16 protein-coding genes are annotated in these 18,838 nt (G+C 71.8%); 3 read left to right on the forward strand and 13 right to left on the reverse strand.

From position 1 onward, the window contains the following. Positions 1-132 precede the first annotated feature (132 nt). The 5 genes from AB0K17_RS23475 to AB0K17_RS23495 are packed head-to-tail and all read right to left on the reverse strand — an operon-like array spanning position 133 to position 7,109. Positions 133-1,521, reverse strand: a complete 1,389-nt coding sequence (locus AB0K17_RS23475; protein ID WP_365984131.1) for an MDR family MFS transporter — start codon at positions 1,519-1,521, stop codon at positions 133-135. After that, the gene (locus AB0K17_RS23480) at positions 1,518-2,834 is read right to left on the reverse strand and encodes an FAD-dependent monooxygenase (RefSeq protein ID WP_365984132.1); all 1,317 of its coding nucleotides are present in this window, start codon (positions 2,832-2,834) and stop codon (positions 1,518-1,520) included. The genes AB0K17_RS23475 and AB0K17_RS23480 overlap by 4 nt, the downstream gene beginning before the upstream one ends. Then, positions 2,831-4,237, reverse strand: coding sequence for a cytochrome P450 (locus AB0K17_RS23485; RefSeq protein ID WP_365984133.1), 1,407 nt, complete (start codon positions 4,235-4,237; stop codon positions 2,831-2,833). The genes AB0K17_RS23480 and AB0K17_RS23485 overlap by 4 nt, the downstream gene beginning before the upstream one ends. Next, positions 4,234-5,121: a methyltransferase domain-containing protein gene (locus tag AB0K17_RS23490; protein ID WP_365984134.1), complete on the reverse strand. Its 888-nt coding sequence runs from the start codon at positions 5,119-5,121 to the stop codon at positions 4,234-4,236. The genes AB0K17_RS23485 and AB0K17_RS23490 overlap by 4 nt, the downstream gene beginning before the upstream one ends. Continuing rightward, positions 5,118-7,109 carry a prenyltransferase/squalene oxidase repeat-containing protein gene (locus tag AB0K17_RS23495; RefSeq protein WP_365984135.1) on the reverse strand — a complete coding sequence of 664 codons (1,992 nt, stop codon included), beginning with the start codon at positions 7,107-7,109 and terminating at the stop codon, positions 5,118-5,120. Before AB0K17_RS23495 ends, AB0K17_RS23490 begins: the two co-directional genes overlap by 4 nt. A gap of 331 nt (positions 7,110-7,440) precedes the next feature. Between AB0K17_RS23495 and AB0K17_RS23500 the strand changes: the two genes are divergently transcribed. Continuing rightward, entirely contained in the window at positions 7,441-8,601 is a 1,161-nt protein-coding gene (locus AB0K17_RS23500) for a polyprenyl synthetase family protein (protein ID WP_365984136.1), read from the forward strand. Positions 8,602-8,881: 280 nt separating this feature from the next. On the opposite strand, the gene AB0K17_RS23505 is transcribed toward AB0K17_RS23500, so the two are convergent. From AB0K17_RS23505 to AB0K17_RS23535, 7 genes are all read right to left on the reverse strand, one after another. Next, entirely contained in the window at positions 8,882-10,102 is a 1,221-nt protein-coding gene (locus AB0K17_RS23505) for a GNAT family N-acetyltransferase (RefSeq protein ID WP_365967614.1), read from the reverse strand. Positions 10,103-10,275: 173 nt separating this feature from the next. Next, on the reverse strand, positions 10,276-10,575 hold the full coding sequence (locus AB0K17_RS23510; RefSeq protein ID WP_365984137.1) for a hypothetical protein: 300 nt from the start codon (positions 10,573-10,575) through the stop codon (positions 10,276-10,278). A gap of 246 nt (positions 10,576-10,821) precedes the next feature. Then, positions 10,822-11,064, reverse strand: a complete 243-nt coding sequence (locus AB0K17_RS23515) for a hypothetical protein (protein WP_365984138.1) — start codon at positions 11,062-11,064, stop codon at positions 10,822-10,824. A gap of 4 nt (positions 11,065-11,068) precedes the next feature. Then, positions 11,069-12,571: a hypothetical protein gene (locus AB0K17_RS23520; RefSeq protein WP_365984139.1), complete on the reverse strand. Its 1,503-nt coding sequence runs from the start codon at positions 12,569-12,571 to the stop codon at positions 11,069-11,071. Positions 12,572-12,622: 51 nt separating this feature from the next. Continuing rightward, a complete protein-coding gene (locus tag AB0K17_RS23525; protein WP_365984140.1) occupies positions 12,623-13,732 on the reverse strand; it encodes a M14 family metallopeptidase in 1,110 nt (369 codons plus the stop codon). A 15-nt stretch (positions 13,733-13,747) separates the two neighbouring features. Continuing rightward, the gene (locus AB0K17_RS23530) at positions 13,748-14,071 is read right to left on the reverse strand and encodes a hypothetical protein (RefSeq protein ID WP_365984141.1); all 324 of its coding nucleotides are present in this window, start codon (positions 14,069-14,071) and stop codon (positions 13,748-13,750) included. Between the two features lie 227 nt (positions 14,072-14,298). After that, entirely contained in the window at positions 14,299-15,174 is an 876-nt protein-coding gene (locus AB0K17_RS23535; RefSeq protein ID WP_365967607.1) for an alpha/beta hydrolase, read from the reverse strand. An 86-nt stretch (positions 15,175-15,260) separates the two neighbouring features. On the opposite strand from AB0K17_RS23535, the gene AB0K17_RS23540 reads away from it, so the two are divergent. Beyond that, a complete protein-coding gene (locus AB0K17_RS23540) occupies positions 15,261-15,854 on the forward strand; it encodes a TetR/AcrR family transcriptional regulator (protein WP_365984142.1) in 594 nt (197 codons plus the stop codon). 58 nt (positions 15,855-15,912) lie between these two features. Further along, entirely contained in the window at positions 15,913-16,983 is a 1,071-nt protein-coding gene (locus tag AB0K17_RS23545; RefSeq protein WP_365984143.1) for a YihY/virulence factor BrkB family protein, read from the forward strand. 119 nt (positions 16,984-17,102) lie between these two features. On the opposite strand, the gene AB0K17_RS23550 is transcribed toward AB0K17_RS23545, so the two are convergent. Further along, positions 17,103-18,410 (reverse strand): RICIN domain-containing protein, encoded by a 1,308-nt coding sequence (locus AB0K17_RS23550; protein WP_365984178.1) that lies wholly within the window; start codon positions 18,408-18,410, stop codon positions 17,103-17,105. Positions 18,411-18,838 lie beyond the last annotated feature (428 nt).

Raw genomic sequence — 18,838 nt, forward strand, 5'->3', positions numbered from 1 at the left:
GCTGGACTGGTACAACTACCACCGACCCCACACCGGCATCGCAGGCCAAACACCCGCCAGCCGTGTCACCAACCTGCCGGGACAACACACCTAGGACGAATCCCGCCCCGCTGAGCCCATGGGCCACACCCCTCACCCGGCCGGTCGCGGTTGCCGGTCGGGCAGGGGTTCCTCGGGCATCGCGAGCGCCAGGACGAAGGCGAGCGCCATGAAGGGCACGGTCCAGCCGAAGACGGTATGAAAGGCCGCCGCGGCCTGCGCCGGGCCCGGCTGCGGGGAGGGGAGTCCGGCGGCGAGGATCGCGCCGAAGAGAGCGGTGCCGAAGGCACCGCCGAGCGTGCGGCAGAAGTTCAGTACGGCGGTTGCCGTGCCCACGTCCTCGTGGCCGGCGCTGCTCTGACCCGCCAGCAGGGCGACCTGGAGGAAGAAGCCGAGGCCCACGCCGGCGACCGCCAGCGGGACGACGAGCCACAGCGCCCCCGTATGCGGCCCGGCGCGGCTGACGACCGCCATCGCCCCGCCGGCCAGCACCGCGCCCGCGACCGGGTACGCCTTGTAGCGCCCGGTCCTCGCGATCACGGGGCCCGAGAGCGCGGCGGCCGCGACGAGGCCGAGCAGCAGCGGGATGACGTACAGTCCGGCCCGGAAGGCCGACTTGTGCTGCACGAGCTGCAGGAACAGCGGCACGTAGAGCATTCCGGCGAACAGCACCATCCCCACGATCAGATACTGCGCCGACGCCAGGCCGAAGACCGGACGGCGGAAGAGCCGTGGCGGCGTGATCGGCTCGTCCGCCCGGCGCTCGACGAACGGATACACGGCCAGGGACACGACAGCGAGCCCGATCAGTCCCAGGATCACCGGCGCCCTCCACGCGTAGCGGTGGCCGCCCCAGGTGGTGAACAGGACGACGGACGTGGTGAACACGGTGACCACCGACGCCCCCAGAAGGTCCGGCCCGCCGCCCGCGCCCACCGGTCGCGGCAGGCGGAGCCGCAGTGCGACGGCCGCGAGGGCGACGGCGCCGATCGGCAGGTTGATGTAGAAGATCCAGCGCCACGACAGCCCGTCCGCGAAGGCGCCCCCGAGCAGGGGTCCGGCGACGAGGGCGAGCGCGGCGACCATGCCCAGGAGCGCCTGGTGGCGGGCCCGTTGCCGCGGTGCCGCCAGGTCGCCGGTGATGGCCATCACGAGCGAGGTGATGCTGCCGCCGCCGATGCCCTGCAGGGCACGGCTCAAGGAGAGGTACAGCACGCTGCCGGCGGTGGCGCTGAGCAGGGAGCCACAGAGGAAGACCACGAGGGAGACCTGGAAGATCCTCTTGCGGCCGTGGACGTCACCGAGCTTGCCGAAGACCAGCGTGGTCACGGCGCTGGTCAGCAGGTAGGCAGTCGCCACCCAGGGGACGTCGGTGGCGGTGCCGTGCAGGTCCCTGGCGATCGCCGGCAGGGCGGTCGTCACGACCGTCTGGTCCAGGCTCGCGACGAACAAGGCCAGCATCAGGGGCAGCATCACCATCATGGCGTGTCCGCAGGCGACGGGTGTTCCGGATGGCTGCGGTTGCGGCACATCCACCACAACCAGGCGGCGTACTCGGCGCAGGCCCGGCCCCGGGCGCGCCACGCGGGGTGGCCCTCGCGCACGTCCACGCCGAGGCGCTCGCCCAGGGCGCGTACGGCGACGTGCAGGACGGCACCGGTCAGGGCCGTCGTCCGGTGCTCCTCGGCGCACAGCACCCGCATCATGCGTTCGCGTTCGCCGGCGCTCTCCCGCAGCACGGCGTACATGCTCCTGCGCAGCTCGGCCGTGGTCCGGCCGGGGTCGCAGAAGATGCGGTGCAGGGCCGCGGCCAGGTGTTCGCCCGCGCGGCCCGCGGCCCGCCGACGGCGGCCGTGCCCGCGCACGGTGCGGGTGTGCGCGAGGCATTCGGCGTCCCGCAGCGCGAAGGTCAGTCCGGACGCGGTGAGCGGGTGGCAGGTGCCGACCGCGTCGCCGACAAGGGCGTACGGGCCGCGGCCGTGGAAGTCGCGCGGACGCAGCCGGCTGACGGCCCACTGCAGGCCGCCGTGGGCCAGCGCGTCGTGCAGGGCCCGTGCCAGGTCCTCCGGCAGGAGGGGCGTGTAGCACCGTCGCAGGAAGGCCGGCAACGGCTCCGAACGGAGCGGCAGCACGGGGACGTCGAGCGCCAGCCGGACGGTGTCGCGGTCCAGCCGGTAGGCCAGGGCGGGCCCCGGTCCGCCCGCGAAGAGGTGTCCGTAGCCCTCCACCGGCAGTGGTGCGCCGCGTACGAGCACCCCGGCCGTGCGCGAGACCATGGCGGCGGGTGCGGGGGCGGGCCGCAGCGCGCGCCGGACGAGGGACGTCTGCCCCTCGGCACCGATGACGCGCCGCACGCGGACGTGCCGCGCGGGGCCGGTGCCCTGGGTGTAGGTGACGGTGGTGTGCTCGACGGACCGGACCCGGGTCCCGAGGGCCAGGGTGACGCCCGGGTGGCCGGACGCCCCGGCGCGCAGGGCGGTGACCAGGTCCTCGTGCCGGATGACGGCGGCGGGTTTGCCATCGGGGCAGGGCAGTGTGATGGGCGGCCCGCCGTCGTCGGGGTGGAGGACGAACCCCAGGGCGGGCATCGTGCGGGCCGCCGGCAGGTCGACGCCCAGCCGGTGCAGGGCGTCGAGCCCGGTGGGGTGGATCCACTCACCGGCGAGCCGGACCGGGGGCCGGCGCGCGGCCTCCAGCACCAGTACGCTCAGGCCGCGTCGTGCATGCGCCAGGGCCGCGGCGCAGCCTGCCGGTCCCGCGCCGAGGACGGCGACGTCGTACGCGGCCCGGCTCATGGCTTCCTGCGGCGGTAGCGCAGCCGGCAGGGCCGGCGGGGCGGGGTGATCAGGCCCAGTCGGACCGGGCGGACGTCGGGGTCGGCGAGTTCGAGGTCGAAGTCGCGCAGGAGGACGCTCCACAGGACCTTCATCGCCTGCTGGGCGAAGGACATGCCCAGGCAGGGGTGGTGTCCCCCGCCGAAGCCGATCAGCGGGCTGGGAGTGCCGCGGTGTTCTGCGCGGCCGGCGTAGCGGTCGAGGTCGTAGCGGTCGGGGTCGCGGAAGACCTGGGGCAGACGGTGGGAGGCCGCCGGGGAGACGATCACCATGTGCCCGCGCGGTACCAGGTGGCCGCCGATGGTCACGTCCCGGGCCGCCGTGCGCAGGATGCCGCGTGCGGAGGGGTGCAGGCGTTCGGCTTCCATGAGGCAGTGCCCCAGTCGTTCCATCCGGGTCAGCAGGTGCAGTGTGGGCGCTGCCTCCTGTGCGAAGAGTGCATCCTGTTCGGCGCGTACGACGGGCACCCACCGGGGGTGTTGCAGCAGGAGGGCGCCGGTCCATGCCGCTTGTGCGGCGGTGGTCGCGTAGCCGCCGAACAGCAGGCTGATCACGATGGCGGCAGCGGTGTTCGGGTCGGGTGCGGTGCCGTCGGGCCGGGGCGTGCCGGTGATGGTTTCGAACAGTCCGCGGTCGACGCCGGCGGGACGGTCGGTGGGGGCGATGTCCTTGATTGCGCGGGTGAGCGTGTCGCGTGCACGGTCCCGCCGGCGGTGGACGGGCAGCGGTGCCCTGGGACTGATCGCCAGGGACACGTGGAAGGCGGATTCGAGCCGGTCGAGCAGGGCGGGCAGCGACGAGCCCATCGCCCTGCCGAACCGGGGCCCGACCAGGCAGTGGGTGGCGAAGAGCGCGGTCACCTCGCGGACGGTCGTGACGAGGTCGGCCTCGCCGCGCGGGCCCCAGCGGGCGGTGTACCGCTCGGCCAGTTCGTACATGGTCGTCACGTGCTGTGCCATGGCCTCGCGGCGCAGTACCGGGCGTGCGACCCTCCTGTGCCAGGCGATGAGTTCGGGGGGATCGTCGAGCACGTGGCCCTCGCCGAAGACGAGGTCGAGGCGGGTGTGGGTGTACCGGCGGGTGAGCTCGGTGTCGTCGTGTCCCAGGACGGCGGCGTTGAGCTGCGGGCTGCAGAGGGAGGCCACGTCGATGCCCAGGACCGAGAAGGTGAGGGCTTCGCCGAGCGCGGCGTGGTGGCGCAGCAGGAATGCCCCGGGGTCGCGGAGGAACGGCACGGCGTGGCCGATCAGCGGCAGGCCGCCGGGGACGGCGGGCAGCTCGCGGGCCGTGTCCGGGGCGGGATCCGGCTGCTGCTCGTGGGCGGGGCGCTGTTGCGCGGCGTCCGGTGGTCGATCGTCGTTCACGAGTGTTCCTCCGCGCGGCGGGCGTGCCAGTACCCGATGAAGAAGTCACCGCTTCGCGCGCCCGCGCACAGCGCACGGGCACCGTCGGTCATGAGGCGCAGCAGGGGTGGCAGCTCTTCGCGGGACGGCAGCAGTGCGACGAGTTGTTCGAGGCGGTCCCAGTTGGGTGCCCAGTCGCCGATGTCCCGGCCGTCGCTGACGTGGACGTCGGTGAAGCCCGCGGCCGTCAGGTGCTGGCGGAGCTCGTCCAGCGTCGCCAGGGCGGGCAGGGCGTGGGCACGGCAGATGTCCTCCGCGATCCCGTCCGCGCCCGCTGCCGCGGCGCGCATCCAGTCGTAGCCGGTCCACACCGCGCCGGGCTGCAGGACACGGGCGGCTTCGCGGTGGGCGCGGGGCTTGTCCGCCAGGTGGCACAACGCCTGGATGCTGTAGGCGGCGGTGAAGGCGGCGTCGTCGAAGGGCAGGGCGGCGGCGTCGGCCACACGGAAGGAGACCCTGTCGTCCAGGCCTCGCGCGCGGGCGTTGTCGCGGGCTTCTCGGACCCGGTCGGCCACCAGCTCGGCGCCCACCAGCCGGGCGCCGGTGTGGGCGGCGACGGTGCAGGCGGGGCCACCGACGCCGGAGCACACGTCCAGCACGTACGAGTCGGCCGTGAGCCCGGCCCGGTCGGCCAGGTCCTTCATCTGGGCCTCGGCCGCCTCCTCGTGGCTCTGCCCGGGGCTGTAGCACGGGAAGTGCTGGTGGGGGCTGCCCCAGCCCTCCCGGTAGAGGTCCCCGGCCAGGGTGTAGTACTGCTCCACCATCGTCGTGGACTCCTCTCGCCGGCGCCGGGGGTCGTCGGTGAGGGCCAGGAACTCTGCCGTCGCGTCGGTCTCTGTGGTCATGCCGCTCCTCGTGGAGTGATCGGGGTGACGGCCCGTAGGTAGCGCCCGAGGGCCAGCGTCGGGAAGTAGGCGGCATAGAGGCGGTAGTTGATCATCATGGTGGCGAAGAAGACGGCGTTGACGTGGTCGTCGCTCCAGGAGCCGTCGGCCTCTTGGGCCGTGCACAGCCAGCGGACGCCTGCGGCGACGGACGGGCTCCCGGGGCCCAGGGTGTCCAGACCGGCCAGCACGGCCCAGCTGGTCATCTCGGGCAGGGCGTGGCCGAGCGCGATGTAGCGCTGCTCGACGCAGCCCCGCCAGTCCTCTCCCCATCCCCCGTCCGCCAGCTGGGTCGCCGTCAGCCAGTGCCCCAGGAGGCGCAGGGCCGGGTCGTCGGGCGGAGCGCCTGCCGCACGCAGGCCCCGGGCGGCGTGGAAGGCGGCGTAGGTGTAGTTGATGCCCCAGGTGCCGGCGAAGGATCCGTCCGGGTTCTGGGCGGAACGCAGGTAGGTGGCCCCTCGCCTGATCGCCGCGTCCGCCCGCCGGCGTTCCCGCGGGGGCAGGAGTCCGCGCATCCGGGCCAGGGCGGTGAGCGCCGAGCCGGTGCAGTCCACGGACGAGGAGTCGACCATGCACTGGGCGAACATCTCCGTCGGGTTGAGCACGTCCAGCCACCGGCCGGTGCGTTGCCGGTCGAGTGTCCCGAAACCGCCGTCGCGGTTCTGCCGGTCCAGGATGACGTCCAGCGCACCGGACAGGGACCGTGGCGGGAGGGGACCGTCCGTGCCGGCGGGCCCGGCCCCGGACCCCAGGGCATCGCGCGCGCCCAGCAAGGCGTCGACGGCTTCGGCCGTGCAGTCACCGACCGGCCAGCGACTGTCCCCGTCGGAGAACGCCCAGCCGCCGATCACCTTGCGCAGCGGAGGGTTCAGTCCCGGATACGTGGTGATCCGGGCGGCACGCAGATACGTGCACGCCTTGTGGAGTGCCGAAGCCGCCTGCTCCGAACGGTGCTGCGGCCCCGCTGCGAGGAGGGCCTGTACGGCGAAGGTGGTGTCCCACACCAAGGACCGCTCGCCGCAGATGCGCACCCCGTTCTTCTCGTCCGCCCAGCGCCAGTACTCCAGCCTGGCCACCGCCGCGTCGAGCATGGGGTGACGCCGGTCGTGCGCGAACAGCACCAGGCACTCCATCAGCGCGTTCACCGAGGACAGGCCGTGCACCGGCGAGGCGTACTGCTCGTCGACGACGGCGTGGTGGCAGCGTTCCAGGGCGGCACGGCGCAGCCGGCGGCTGTGCACACGCTCCCAGCCGCGCAGGCACTGCTGGAGGGCGCGCAGGAGGCGACCGCGCGGGAAGACGACGTCGGGACCGGGTGCCGATGGGGTGGCAGGCGTGGCGAACAGCTCGCGTCGGAGTGCGTCGGCAAGCGGCCCCAGGTCGGCGCGGAACCGTGCACCGTAGAGGTAGCTCATGGCCTGGTAGAGCATGCGGGTCCAGCCGAGGAGCCGTTCCGGGTGGAGCGGAAACCATCGGGGAAGCAGCATGGCCTCCGGCGGGAAGGGGGCCACTTCGCGATAGGGGACGATGCCGAGCACCGCCAGCCAGAACCTGCCCCACTGCGGAACGCACCGCGCACCGCCCGGCTGGGTGCCGAGCCACTTCCTGGCGCCGGCGGTCAGCGGATCACCGGGGCCCAGGCCGAGCAGGCGCAGCGCCACGTACGCGAGCAGCGTGGCGTACGGGGAAGGCGGTGCTGCAGGGTGCATGCCCCAACCGCCCTCCGGTGTCCGCGTGTTACGGAAGTGGGTGACCATCCCCTGCCGTGACCCCTCGTCGGGCGGCCGCTGCAGGACCCGCAGGACGATGACGTACTGGGAGAGGATGGTGGTGTTCCACTCCATCTCGCCCTCCCAGGACCCGTCGTCGGACTGGAGCGACAGGAGGCGTGTGCAAGCGGCCTCATAGGCGGTACGTACGTCGTCCGGAACGGCATCGTGGGCGTTCATCGAGAGGCGCTCCTCGGCGAGAGCGAGAAGGTGCGGTGCCGTGCGCAGGAGCCGGTGCCGGGTGTGCCGCGGCACTGCGTACCGAACGGACGTCCCGGCTCGCCCCCGATAGTGATGCATGACCGCTATGCCCCGATGGGGAACCGCCGTTCATCCGGTCAGGGGGTAAATAGGCCTGACCGTGCGGTGGGTGTGCGAGCGCTTCTGGCCATGCACCACCGCCCGCCCCGCCGCCCCCGTGCGCGTGACCGGAAGGCTTCTGGCCGGGCATGCCGGGACACCACATGCTGGGGACGCACCTCGGACCGCGCCTGTTGAAAGGTGGGGATCGGTGAACGAAACCGCGGCAACGGGTTCCCTGAGGGATGCGACGACCAGCGGGGAAGAGGTGCGTGCCTGCCTGGACGACTTCCTGGCGGCGAAGGCCTTCGGCGCCGCCGAGCAGTGTCTGCCGGTCGAGATCGTGCACGTCCTCCGTGACTTCGTCTGCGACGGAGGCAAGCTCCTCAGACCCGAGCTGTGCCTGATCGGCTGGTGCGCCGCAGCCGGCGGCGGGCCGGCCCCGGCCCCGGTGGTGCGGGCCGCCGCCTCACTGGAGCTGTTCCACGCCTTCGCGCTCATCCACGACGACATCATGGATCGCTCGGCCACCCGCCGCGGCCGGCCGTCCCTCCACCGGCTCCTGGCGAACCGCTACGCAGCCGGCCGGGAGGTCGCCGACGCCGACCACCTGGGGACGAGTGCGGCGATCCTGGCCGGTGACCTCGCCCTCGCCTGGTCGGACGAACTGCTCCACGGCGCCGGCCTCACCGCCGACCGGCTGTTGTGCGTGCTGCCGCTGATCGACGGCATGCGGGAGCAGGTGATGTACGGCCAGTACCTCGACATCACCGCCCGGGGCCCCGCGGAACCGGGGAGCCTGGACAGCCCGGGGACCGATGCCGCCCTGCGCATCGCGCACTACAAGACCGGCGGCTACACCTGCGAAGTTCCTCTGTGCGTCGGCGCGACGCTGGCCGGGGCCCCGGACGGCGTGCTGAAGGCGCTGTCCGCCTTCGCGCGCCCGTTGGGCGAAGCCTTCCAGCTGCGCGACGACCTGCTGGGCGCCTTCGGGGACCCCGCCGCCACCGGCAAACCGGTCCTGGACGACCTGCGGGAAGGCCGGCACACGGTCCTGCTCGCCCTGGCCTGGCAGCGGGCCGACCCGAAAGCCCGGGCCGTCCTGAGCGCCGTGGTCGGCACGGACGGGATCACGGACGAGGAAGCACTGAACGTACGCCACGTCCTGGCCGCCACCGGCGCCCGCGACGAAGTCGAGCAGATGATCGCGACCCGCCGCCGCCGGGCCCACGAGGCCCTGCAGCAGGCGCGGTTGCCCGCAGCGGTGACCGCCCGGCTGACACGCGTTGCGGAGGCAGCCACCCGTCTGCCGCAGCCCGGTGACGAAGACGCGCGCCAGAACCGTACCGGCCGTAAAAGCGACACACGATGACCCCGCCCCCGATTCCCGTCGCGCCCGGATCACTGCCCCTGCCGGGGCATGCCGGGTGCCGCTCCTGCGCGCCCCTTTGGCGTTCCTGACCCGTCTGCCCGAGTACGGCGACCTCGTACGCGTCCGGATGGGCTCGTACGCGCGTCCACCCCGTCTTCCACGGCACCGATCCGACGCTCGGCGGCCTGCGGATGCGTGGCGTCGTCCGCAGGCCGACGACCGTGCCACCACGCGAGCAGGTGCGCTGCTGCCGTCCTGCGCAGGGCCCGCGAGCGCGCCGTCAGAACCAGTGCAGGCAGTACGGAGCGCGGTCGGCGCGGAAGAGGGCGTCGGCGAGGGCGGCCGCGCCCGGGTGGTGGGCCCGTATGTGTCCGGCGCGTACGAGCGTGCTGGGGGCGGTGCCGCCGAGGTAGACCGAGCCCAGGTCGCGCACGTCCAGGGACAGGTCGGGCTCCCGGTCCGTCGGGACGCAGTCGGCCTTGCCGTCCCGGACGGTCAGCAGGTAGCGGCCGTGCTCGCCGAGGAACGGGTCGTCGACGTCGAGGACGAGCTCGCCGTCGGCGGACCAGCCACGCGCGGTCAGCGCACGGGGGATGTCCAGCAGCCGCGCCCAGAGCCAGTCCGTCTCCTCGCTCACCTGGCCGGCGCGGAAGTCCGCGAGCTGCCAGCGCAGCGGGTGCTCGGTCGGGAGCCGCTTGAACACGACCTGGGTGACCAGGTCGTGTCCGAGCACGAACCGGGCCAGGGCCGTGAAGACGGCGTCGTCGGTGGCGATGACCTCGTCGACCGTCAAGATGCCCGACTCGACCCTGTAGCTGGCGTACCCGTCCGCCACACCGTCGGCGTCCCGGTGGACGGCGACGTAGCGCGGCGCCGGAGAGATCGGGGGCTGCCCCGCGCCCAGGGCCCACCAGCGGTGCGGCCGGGACAACGCGCCGGGCTGGGCGCGGCGGTACCGGTCGTAGACGTCCTCCAGGATCCCGCCGCACTCGGCACGCCGCAGCAGCTCGACCGAACCGGCTGCCGTGACGCCGGCCGTCCCGTGCGTCCGCGGCAGGGCGAAGGCAGCCTGGTGGCGCGGCACCGTCAGCCGCTGCGTGTAGGTCGCCGGTCCGTAGCCGAACCTGCCGTAGATCGTGGCCTCGGAGGCCAGCAGCACGGAGAGGAACTCCCCCCGGGCCCTCAGCTCGCCGAGCTGACGCCGCATCATGGCGCGCAACACACCCTGACGTCGGTGCGAGGGCAGGACTGCGACGGTGGTCACCCCTGCGACCGGGGCGAGGATCCCACCGGGCAGGGTGAGCTCGAAGGACAGCGCCCCGGCCGTACCGACGGGCCGCCCGTCGGCGGTCACGGCGAGCAGGGAGCGGTCCATCTCGAGCGCCGCCCACCAGACCCCGCCGCCGTCCTCGGCCGGGGTTTGCGGGAAGCTCCCGAAGGCGGCATGAAGTGTGTCGACGAAGACGTCGAGATCCTTGTCGGTCGTCGGACGGATCTCCATGGCTGCCGCTGCCTCCCCGGGATACCGGCACCGCCGACGTGTGGCGCCTTCCCAGAGTGCACCCTGGCCCCGCAGTCCCGGTCAAACGAATTTACGGCTCGCCCCGCGGCCGGGCACTCACCGGTGCCGGCGAAAGTCCCGAGCGCCCCCGTCAACGGCACAGGAAGGCCACCTCACTCCGGGCCGGTGAGGCGCGCGTGGGTGTCCGCCACCATGGCGAAGCAGGGGGCGACGAGCCCCGGTTCGTTCTCGGCGAGCGTCCCCCAGAGGGGAGCCGCTTCGGTGATGGCATCTCGCGCCTCCTCCCGTCGGGTGCCGGCGAGCAGCCGGGTTCTGGCGTACGCGTGGACCGCGAAGGCGAGGTGGTCCTGGTGTGCCGCGCGGTGGCGGGCGGCCAGACCGCGGCTGAGGGAGACCGCCCGGGCGGTGGCGTCCAGGGCCTCCGCCGAGACCTCGGAGGCCTCCTCACTCACCGGTGAGCCGTTCGTCGCGTAACGCGGCCACGGCCGCCGCGAGTTCGATCTCCATGCCCGTGCCTCCCCCGTGCATGGCTGCAGACGTGCTCCGGCGGGCCCCGCCGAAGACTCCCTGGACGGTACAGGCGCGACGACGGAGCGAGGTGGGATTTGCCGACTGCAACTGCTCACATGCTCGTCGCGCGCGTTCACAGCCGCCCTCGATGACATGCGGCGGGAATCACATCAGAGCCCGTGACCACCTCAGCCCTCGTCCTCGACGGTCCAGTCGGTGACGAAGAAGTACTGCCGGTCGACCTCGCCCTCGGCCTCCACCTCACGGCCGGCGAGGTGGCTCACGTCGCTCGCCTCGAAGGGGTTGGCGCCCGGCAGCCGCACCACGTAGTCGTGCTCGCCGGTGTGCAGGACGAGCGCGTCGCGTTCGCTCTTGGAGCCCACGTCGACGCGCTCGTAGGAGAGCCGGCCGCGCAGTCGCCTCGTCGTCACCGGGTCACCGGGCCTCGTACTCGTCCACGGACACGATGTCGCCGTCCTGTTCGCGGACGACAACGACGACGTCGGTGCGCACCGGCGCGCCGGGGTCGCGCTGGGCGTGCAGGAGGTGCTGGCGGGGCGGCTGTCCGAAGGACTTGTGTGCCTCGCTCTCGTGCTTCCAGACCTCGGCGAACGAGGACACGGAGGCGGTCGGCGGCAGGTCGTGCCGCTCGGCGACCTCGCGCAGGCGCGAGGCGAGCCCGGGCGCGCGTTCGGTGCCGGGGAGGGGCTCCGGTACGGAGACGGACTGCTGCAGCACGTGGGCAACAAGCCGGGCCTCGCGGCGGCGTTCGGTCCTGGCGGCGCCCGGGTCCGTACCGGCGACGAGCTTGGCGGGGGCCTGCACCGGCTTGACCGAGGGGTCGCCGAGGAGGACGAACTGCGCAAGGGTCTTGAGGTCCACCGGGTCGAGGCGGGCCTTGAGCTTCACGTAGTCCAGCCGCGCCTTGAGCGCGGCATAGCCGCAGGACTGGCCCTGGAGGAATTCCCGGATGAGGTGCTGGGTGATGAGGTCGGCCTGGTCGCAGCTGTCGGCGGGCCCGTACGCGATGGTCGTGCTGCCGAAGAAGACGAGGGCGCCGCTGCCGAGGTAGGTGTTGCACAACGGCAGGTGCGGGGCGGTCGGAGGCGGGTAGAGCTCGGCCCCGTAGCAGCACTCGGCCGCCAGGACCGTCCCGTCGGTGAGGTGCTGGTCGACGTCGCCGGCCTTGAGGGCCACCGGGTAGCCGGCGGGGCCCTGCCCGTACCACTGGGGGTCCCTGGCCGCGCCGTGGCAGTTGACGAAGTGGCTCCTGGACGCGAGCGGGCCGGGCTGCCAGGGTGATCCGCCGGGCGGGATCAGGTGCAGGGCGGAGGCGTCACCGAAGAGGGTCGCGAGGTTCTCGCGCGTCGACTTCTCCCACACGGCGGCGGAGAGCCCGAAGTAGCCCTCGTACCGCCCGCGGTCCGCGGGTGCGGCCGCCGCGGCACGCCCGAGGAGGCCGGTCAGATAGGCCGGGTCGTGCCCGCCGGTCACGTCGGGCAGGCGGCCCACGACGCGGCTGGGCCCGGTGTACCGGCCCGGCTCCTGCCCGCCGGCCGCGTACGGGGTCTCGCAGGCGTACGGCAGGTCGCTGGGGACGACCGGGTCGTCGTCGGGGGCGTGGTTCTTCAGCTGGAGATGCGGGATGACGTCGCGGCTCCCGAGGAGCATCAGGTAGTCGGGGCCGGCCGCGTGGCAGACGGCATCGACGGCGTCCTTGTTCTGCCGGGCGTCGGCGGGGTCCGTCACCGCCGGGGCGCCGTAGCGGGCCATGTCGTCCGGGCTGCCGATGTCGACGACGGTGGTGTCGACGCCACGGCCCCGGTCGGCCTCGACGAGGCGGGTGAGCGCGTCGCGTACCGATGTCAGGCCCGCCTCCGTGTACCCCTTGTGCCGCATGGCGGGGTAGTCGACGACCACGATCTTGGTCGAGCTCATGGGAAACACCAACACCTTCTGGTCGGCTGCGGGCTCCGGTCGACTGCCGGCTCAGGTCTTCAACGCGGCCAGGCAGAACCGGACGAGCCCCGCGTCGACGTCCTTGATGATCCGCTGCATCTCCGCCCACGGCGGGTGGAAGCTCGCGGCGTCGGAGGCCGGGTCCTCCTTGCCCCACTCGATGGTGAAGGCGAGGATCTTGCCTTTGCTGTCGTCCACGATGTGCCGGGAGTAGGCGTAGTCGTCGCTGGTCCCGCAGGTCGGGTACAGGTGGAAGCCGGACATCGGCTTGTACGTTGCCCCGCGGACGCCGTGCAGCCCCGCGCAGAACTCCCGGGCCAGGTCGAGGGCGCTGTCCGCGTCGGCCTTCGGGATGTACTCCGCGTACGCGGTGTCGTGGGGCAGGCCGCGCTTGCCGTCGAAGGAGGGGTTCCGGAAGTTCTGGGTGGGGGTGGCCGACTGGTTCTCGTCGTCGCCCCAGATGTAGAGCATGTCCTCGGAGTAGCTGTGCACGTCGACGAACCACCGCGTGCCCGGGTAGGCGTCCAGCAACCACCGGACGTTGCGCGTCTCGGGCTCGGAGAACGGGTGCGGGCCCTGGTACGTCTGGTAGTCGCACGGGTCGTCGGAGACCCGCGGCCCGGCGTGCGGGGCGAAGGCGGTGGCGAAGTCGAAGAGGAAGTCGAAGTTGCGGTTGATGTCGACGCCGACGCAGGCCGGACCGCCGCTCGCGTGGGCGGGGTTGCGGTTCTTGCGCCACATCGGGTCGGCGGTCTGGCTGTAGTGACGGCCGTCGGGGTTGACGAGCGGGAAGACGACGACGGACAACCCGTCCAGCAGCGTCCGTACCTGCGCCGCGTCGAACCGTGCACCGCCGTAGGCGAGCCCGGTGCCGCGCTCGTACGCCTCCAGGAGGTCGGCCGCCAGGTCGACGAGGACTTCGCAGCTGCCCCACTCCCGGGCGTGCACCCCGCCCGTCAGGACGACGCAGTCCCTGCCCCCGTCAGGCGTGGAACCGACTTCGAGGGCGTGACACGTCACGCCCTCGACCGACGGCTCGGGAAGTGCGACGAGCCGGCTCAGCTGCGGGTACGCGCCTGCCAGGCGGACCACGGCCGAGTCGACCTCGGTGGTGTTGAAGTACTTTGTGTTGGCCGGCATGGGAACCTCACCGGATCAGTCCTCGACCTTGTCGCCCAGCCCGCGCGGAACGGCCGAGGGATCGGCGAACCGGTCGCCCTCCCCGACCTCGGCCTGCCGGGCCTTGCCGGTGGCGGTGGCATCGGCCACCACCGTCACGGTCACCCCTGGTTGCTCCAGCGCCTCGGCCTTCCCCGCGGGCACGTAGGCGTCGATGCCGACGCTGCCGTCCGCATGCGTGCGGGGCCGGCCGCCGACATCGGGGCGCTCGTTGCGGAGGAGGGCACGGAGCGTGTCCGCGTCCTGGGCCGTCACGCGGACGCGCAGGATCTTGTCATCATGGCTGTTGTCGGAGGGCATGGCCTCACATCCCTCACTGCTACCTCACCGGGTATCTGCTTTCACGGTGCGCCCTGTGGCGGGTGTGGTGTCAAGCGTTGGCGGGTGTGGTGTCAAGCGTTACGGAATACTGTTATCGCCCGCAACCAATGCGGAGTTGTGTACGTTTGCCGGTTCCCCGGGGCGGGCCTACGCTGGTGGTAATGAGTGGTCAAGGTGCCGCGCCGGGCGCCACGCGGCGCCCGGCACTACCCCTTGCCCTGGTCGGACGCGGTGTCGACGGCAGGATCGGCACCCGTCCCGCGCAGAAAGTCGACAAGGGCGGCGGCGAGTTGTTCGGGCTGGTCCTCGGGGACGAGGGTGGACGAGTCGGTGATCTCGACGAGACGGCCCTTGGGGTACAGCTCCGCCAGCCGGCGGCCGTGCTCACGCGGCATCAAGGGGTCCTCGGTGGCCCAGACGACCAGAACGGGCCGGTCGAAAGCGCTCAGTTCCCGGCTCCAGGCCAGCAACGTCCCGCGATCGGGCGCGGACGTGGCGAACTTGACGAAGTCCCTGCGAATGGCCTTGTTCCGGGCCGCGGGAGCGAACCAGTCCGCCATGATCTCGTCCGGGACGCCACGGCGGCTCATCCCGCCGTAGCCCTTGCGGTGGGACCGGACGGCCGGAATGCGCATCAGCCGGGTCAGGAGCCGGGCACCGCCCGGAACCCTGCATACGGCGGCCAGCGCCTTGGCCGGTCCCGGGGGGAAGTTGTCGAACGCCTCGCAGGCCACCAGCACGAGCCGGGCGACCTTCCGGCCCTGCTCCTCCAGGACGAGGAACTGGCCGCCGCCCCAGTCGTTGAGCACGAGGGTCACGTCGTCCAGCCCCAGCCGTTCGATGAACTCGCCCAGCAGCCGGGCAACGCCGCGCTGGGAGAGGTCGGCGTCCGGGTTCATCGGCCGGCGGTGACCGCCCAGGGGCAGCGTGGGCAGGATGCAGCGATAGCCGTCCAGCAGCGGTACCACCTTGCGCCACTGCCTTCCGTCCATCGGGAGCCCGTGGCCGAACACCAGCACGGGCCCGTCGCCGCCGGTGTCCTGGTAGTCGATCGGCCCGCACGACAGCTCGATTTCCGGCATGGAACCCCCTTGATAGATTGTTCTACTGGAACGTAGCGGAGGCGGTGCGGCAACGCCAAGGACTCGGTACGCAAAGGGTGATGGGCATGGGACAGGACGAGCCGGACACGCGAGCCAGGATCCAGAGCGCCGCCACGGTGCTCTTCCGCCGCAACGGCTACTCGGGCACCGGCCTGAAGCGGATCGCGGCGGAAGCCGACGCGCCCTTCGGCTCGATCTACCACTTCTTTCCCGGCGGCAAGCAGCAACTGGCCGAGGACGCGATCCGCACGGCCGGCGCCGCGTACGGCCACATGGTGCTGGCCTTGCTGGACAGCGTCCCCGACCCCGTCGAGTCCGTCGCGCACGCCTTCGAGACGGCTGCGGAGAACCTCGCTGCGACCGGGTACGCCGATGCGTGCCCGATCGCGACGGTGGCATCGGAGGTCGCCAGCACCAACGACGTCCTGCGCGTGGCGACGGCGGAGGTGTTCGCCGAGTGGGTCGACGCAGCCGGGCAGTGGTTCGCCCGGTGGGTGCCCGATCCCGACGCGGCACGGTCGCTCGCCTACTCGTTGATCATGAACTTGGAGGGAGCGTTCATCCTCTCCCGGGCCGCGCGCGATCCGGAGCCCCTGCGGGTGGCGGGCCGATCGATGGCCGAGCTGCTGCGCGCAGCGATCAGTCGTACTGACAAGTGAGGGTTTTGTCGACGCCCCAGCGGTTACTCCCCTGGGTATGGCCCGAACACCGAGGTGGTTGTCCGGCCGGTCGGGTGAGGGACGCACCGGTGACACCGGCCGGGGCGACGGCAAGGGCCGGCGCAGCGGTGCCGACCGGCAGCGGGCGGGCCCGGCGCCGGAGGTGGAAGAGCATGCTCCCGACGAGCCGACGGGGCTGCCGAAGCGGTCGTGGAGGGCAGTGCTCCGGCGCACGCTGGAGGAGTTCAAGGACGACGAGCTGGCCGACCGGGCCGCGGCGCTGACGTACTACGGCGTGCTCGCTCTCTTCCCCGCACTGCTCGTCCTGGTCTCGCTGCTGGGCGTCGCGGGGAAGTCCACCACCGACACCGTCCTGGACAATCTGCAGCGTCTGACCCCCGGCGCGGCGCGGCAGGTGATCACCAATGCCGTCCGTCAGCTGCAGGGCGGCGCCGGCATCGGCTCGGTCATGGCCGTGGTGGGCCTGCTGGGCGCGGTGTGGTCGGCATCCGGGTACATCGCTGCGTTCATCCGTTCCTCCAACGCCGTCTACGACCTGCCCGAGGGCCGGCCCGTGTGGAAGCTCACGCCACTGCGGCTCGCGCTGACCGTGGTGATGATGGTGATGGCGTGCGCCAGCGCGCTGATCGTGGTCTTCACCGGCGGCCTCGCCCGCCAGGCCGGCAAGGCCGTCGGGCTGGGCGACACCGCCGTGACCGTCTGGTCGATCGCGAAATGGCCCGTGCTGGTCCTCCTGGTCACTGTCATGATCGCGGTCCTGTACTGGGCCGCGCCCAACGTGCGAGGGCGGGGCTTCCGCTGGGTGACCCCCGGCAGCTTCCTCGCCCTGGCCATCTGGCTGATCGCCTCCGCCGGTTTCGCGCTGTACGTGGCGAACTTCGGCTCGTACAACAAGACGTACGGCAGCCTCGCCGCCGTGATCGTCTTCCTGGTCTGGCTGTGGATCACCAACCTCGCGATCCTGCTGGGCCTGGAGTTCGACGCCGAACTCGCCCGCGAACGCGCCGTCGCAGGCGGCCACCCGCCACAGGAGGAGCCGTACGTCGAACCGCGCGACACCCGCACGTGGAAGCCGCACGGAGGCCAGGGGCGGGAGGAACGGGACTAGGGCCTGTCTGATGCATCGGTGACGAACCGAGACGAGAATTCATCAGCTACCGCGGAAGGCCCCGCACGGAACCGGGAGGCCGGGGGTTCACGTACGGGGCCGCGCTCGCGGGAGGGCCGTCAGACTCCGGTCAGGGTGAACGTACCCGTACCGTCCTGCTTGCCGCTGGAGTACTGGCGTATGAACTCGCCGTCCGCGTACCGGTCGTAGCCCATCATGGAGCCGGTGTACTTGTTCTGCACACCGATCTTCGCGCTGCCGGGCACGTCGCGGTAGATGGAGAACCGCTGGAGGTCGTCCTCCGCGCAGGGGGCCGTCTGCAGAGCCGCCCCTTCGTTGGCCGCGTTCTGCTCAGGGACGGTCAGGCACCACTGGCTGCGGTGGTTGACGAGGGTGGCTTCGATGACGCCGTTGTTCTCCACCTTGTTGCACAGCAACCACTGATCAAGGTCTCCGCTGAAGATCGTCGAAGTCCGCAGGCGAACACCGTCGGCCGCCAGGAGGGGCCCGGTCCAGTACAGCGACCGACCGGGTACACCGATCTTGTAGAAGCCGGAGTCACAGGTGAGGCCCTGCGCCGCGCGGGAGACTGCCGTGCTCCCGGCCACCTTCCTCGCCGCAGTCTTCTCGGCTGCATCCCTGGCGGTGGCCTTCGTGGCAGCCTTCCTGGCGGCGTCGGCCTTCGCCGACGGCACCGGACCGGCCTCGTGCTTCGCGGTGGCGGCGGGTGAGCCGCAGTCCAACAGGCCCTGGGCCTTGGCCATGATGCTGTTGGCGGGGACCTTGTCCTCGCAGCGCACCGCGCCTTCTTCGAGCGCGGTGTAGGTGGTGTAGCTGCCGGTGTCGGCCCCTTCGATCCACTTCAGCGCCCAACTGCCGTCGCCCTGCAGGACGCGGTTGCAGTTGAGACTGCCATAGGTGCCGGTGACCTTCTTGGTGCCCTTGTACACGCCGTAGTAGCCGGGCTGGTTGAAGTTCCAGTTCACCGTGTCGGACACGCTGGACGTGGAGGAGTAGGTCACCTGGACGTTCAGGCCCAGGCTCGCTCCGACCATGCCGAGGGCCTCGGTGCCGAAGCTGCCCTGGATGTTGCCGGTGAGGCCCACCGAGACGGAGATGGACGTTTGGGTGTTGGTGGAGACGGAGTGGCTTCCGGTCGTGCCCTCGGTGACGTACCAGCCCTTGAAGTGGGTGATCGTCGGGGCGACTTCGGTCGACTTGATGACCGGGTGGCGCTTGCCCAGGTCGGCCGCCGTGCAGGACTGCCCGGCCTGAACGGCGCCGGCGGCGGCACCGGCGGCGGGGGCGGCGCCCTGGGCGGCGGCGGGGCCGGCCACGGCAGTCATGGCGGCGAGCGTCGATGCAGCGGTCACGGTGAGGGCGATCAGCCCTCTGGCTCTGCGGCCGGGAGTTCTCAAGTGGCTCATCATGCCCTTTCTTCGGCCCGGGCGCCATGTCGGCCCGGGCCGGAACCCTGCCAGTTATGTGGTGGGGAGCGGTGGTCGATTGAGGCGAATTTAGCGTCGGCAGCGATGCAGTGACGATGACGGAATCAGCCGGTCCGAGGCGGAACTCATTGCCTTTCCCAGGCTGTTGGGCAGTCTTGACCCGCCCGGGATTCATCAGGATTTCATCTGCGGCGCTACGATCCGCCACCGCCGCCGCACAGATGGGCTGTTCCAGTCGTGATTCCGCTGGTCGCCTCGACGGCCGGCGACTGCCAGAACCGATGTCATCGTCTGTCGGCGCGGCCGACTGCCACCAAGCCATCACGCCATTCGGCCAACTTGCGCATTCCGAAATCGAGGACCTTCGACGGCCGTGGCGCCTTGAATGTGTGCGCGCCAGTGTGAAC

This window comes from Streptomyces sp. NPDC049585 (assembly GCF_040675615.1).
GTDB classification, from domain to species: Bacteria; Actinomycetota; Actinomycetes; order Streptomycetales; family Streptomycetaceae; genus Streptomyces; species Streptomyces luteosporeus.

Excerpts from the sequence above, each read along its gene's own strand:
- AB0K17_RS23505 (WP_365967614.1), bottom strand. The coding sequence starts at position 10,102 with ATGGAGATCCGTCCGACGACCGACAAGGATCTCGACGTCTTCGTCGAC.
- AB0K17_RS23520 (WP_365984139.1), bottom strand. The coding sequence starts at position 12,571 with ATGAGCTCGACCAAGATCGTGGTCGTCGACTACCCCGCCATGCGGCAC.
- AB0K17_RS23490 (WP_365984134.1), bottom strand. The coding sequence starts at position 5,121 with ATGACCACAGAGACCGACGCGACGGCAGAGTTCCTGGCCCTCACCGAC.
- AB0K17_RS23535 (WP_365967607.1), bottom strand. The coding sequence starts at position 15,174 with ATGCCGGAAATCGAGCTGTCGTGCGGGCCGATCGACTACCAGGACACC.
- AB0K17_RS23530 (WP_365984141.1), bottom strand. The coding sequence starts at position 14,071 with ATGCCCTCCGACAACAGCCATGATGACAAGATCCTGCGCGTCCGCGTG.
- AB0K17_RS23495 (WP_365984135.1), bottom strand. The coding sequence starts at position 7,109 with ATGAACGCCCACGATGCCGTTCCGGACGACGTACGTACCGCCTATGAG.
- AB0K17_RS23550 (WP_365984178.1), bottom strand. The coding sequence starts at position 18,410 with ATGAGCCACTTGAGAACTCCCGGCCGCAGAGCCAGAGGGCTGATCGCC.
- AB0K17_RS23525 (WP_365984140.1), bottom strand. The coding sequence starts at position 13,732 with ATGCCGGCCAACACAAAGTACTTCAACACCACCGAGGTCGACTCGGCC.
- AB0K17_RS23540 (WP_365984142.1), top strand. The coding sequence starts at position 15,261 with ATGGGACAGGACGAGCCGGACACGCGAGCCAGGATCCAGAGCGCCGCC.
- AB0K17_RS23480 (WP_365984132.1), bottom strand. The coding sequence starts at position 2,834 with ATGAGCCGGGCCGCGTACGACGTCGCCGTCCTCGGCGCGGGACCGGCA.
- AB0K17_RS23475 (WP_365984131.1), bottom strand. The coding sequence starts at position 1,521 with ATGATGGTGATGCTGCCCCTGATGCTGGCCTTGTTCGTCGCGAGCCTG.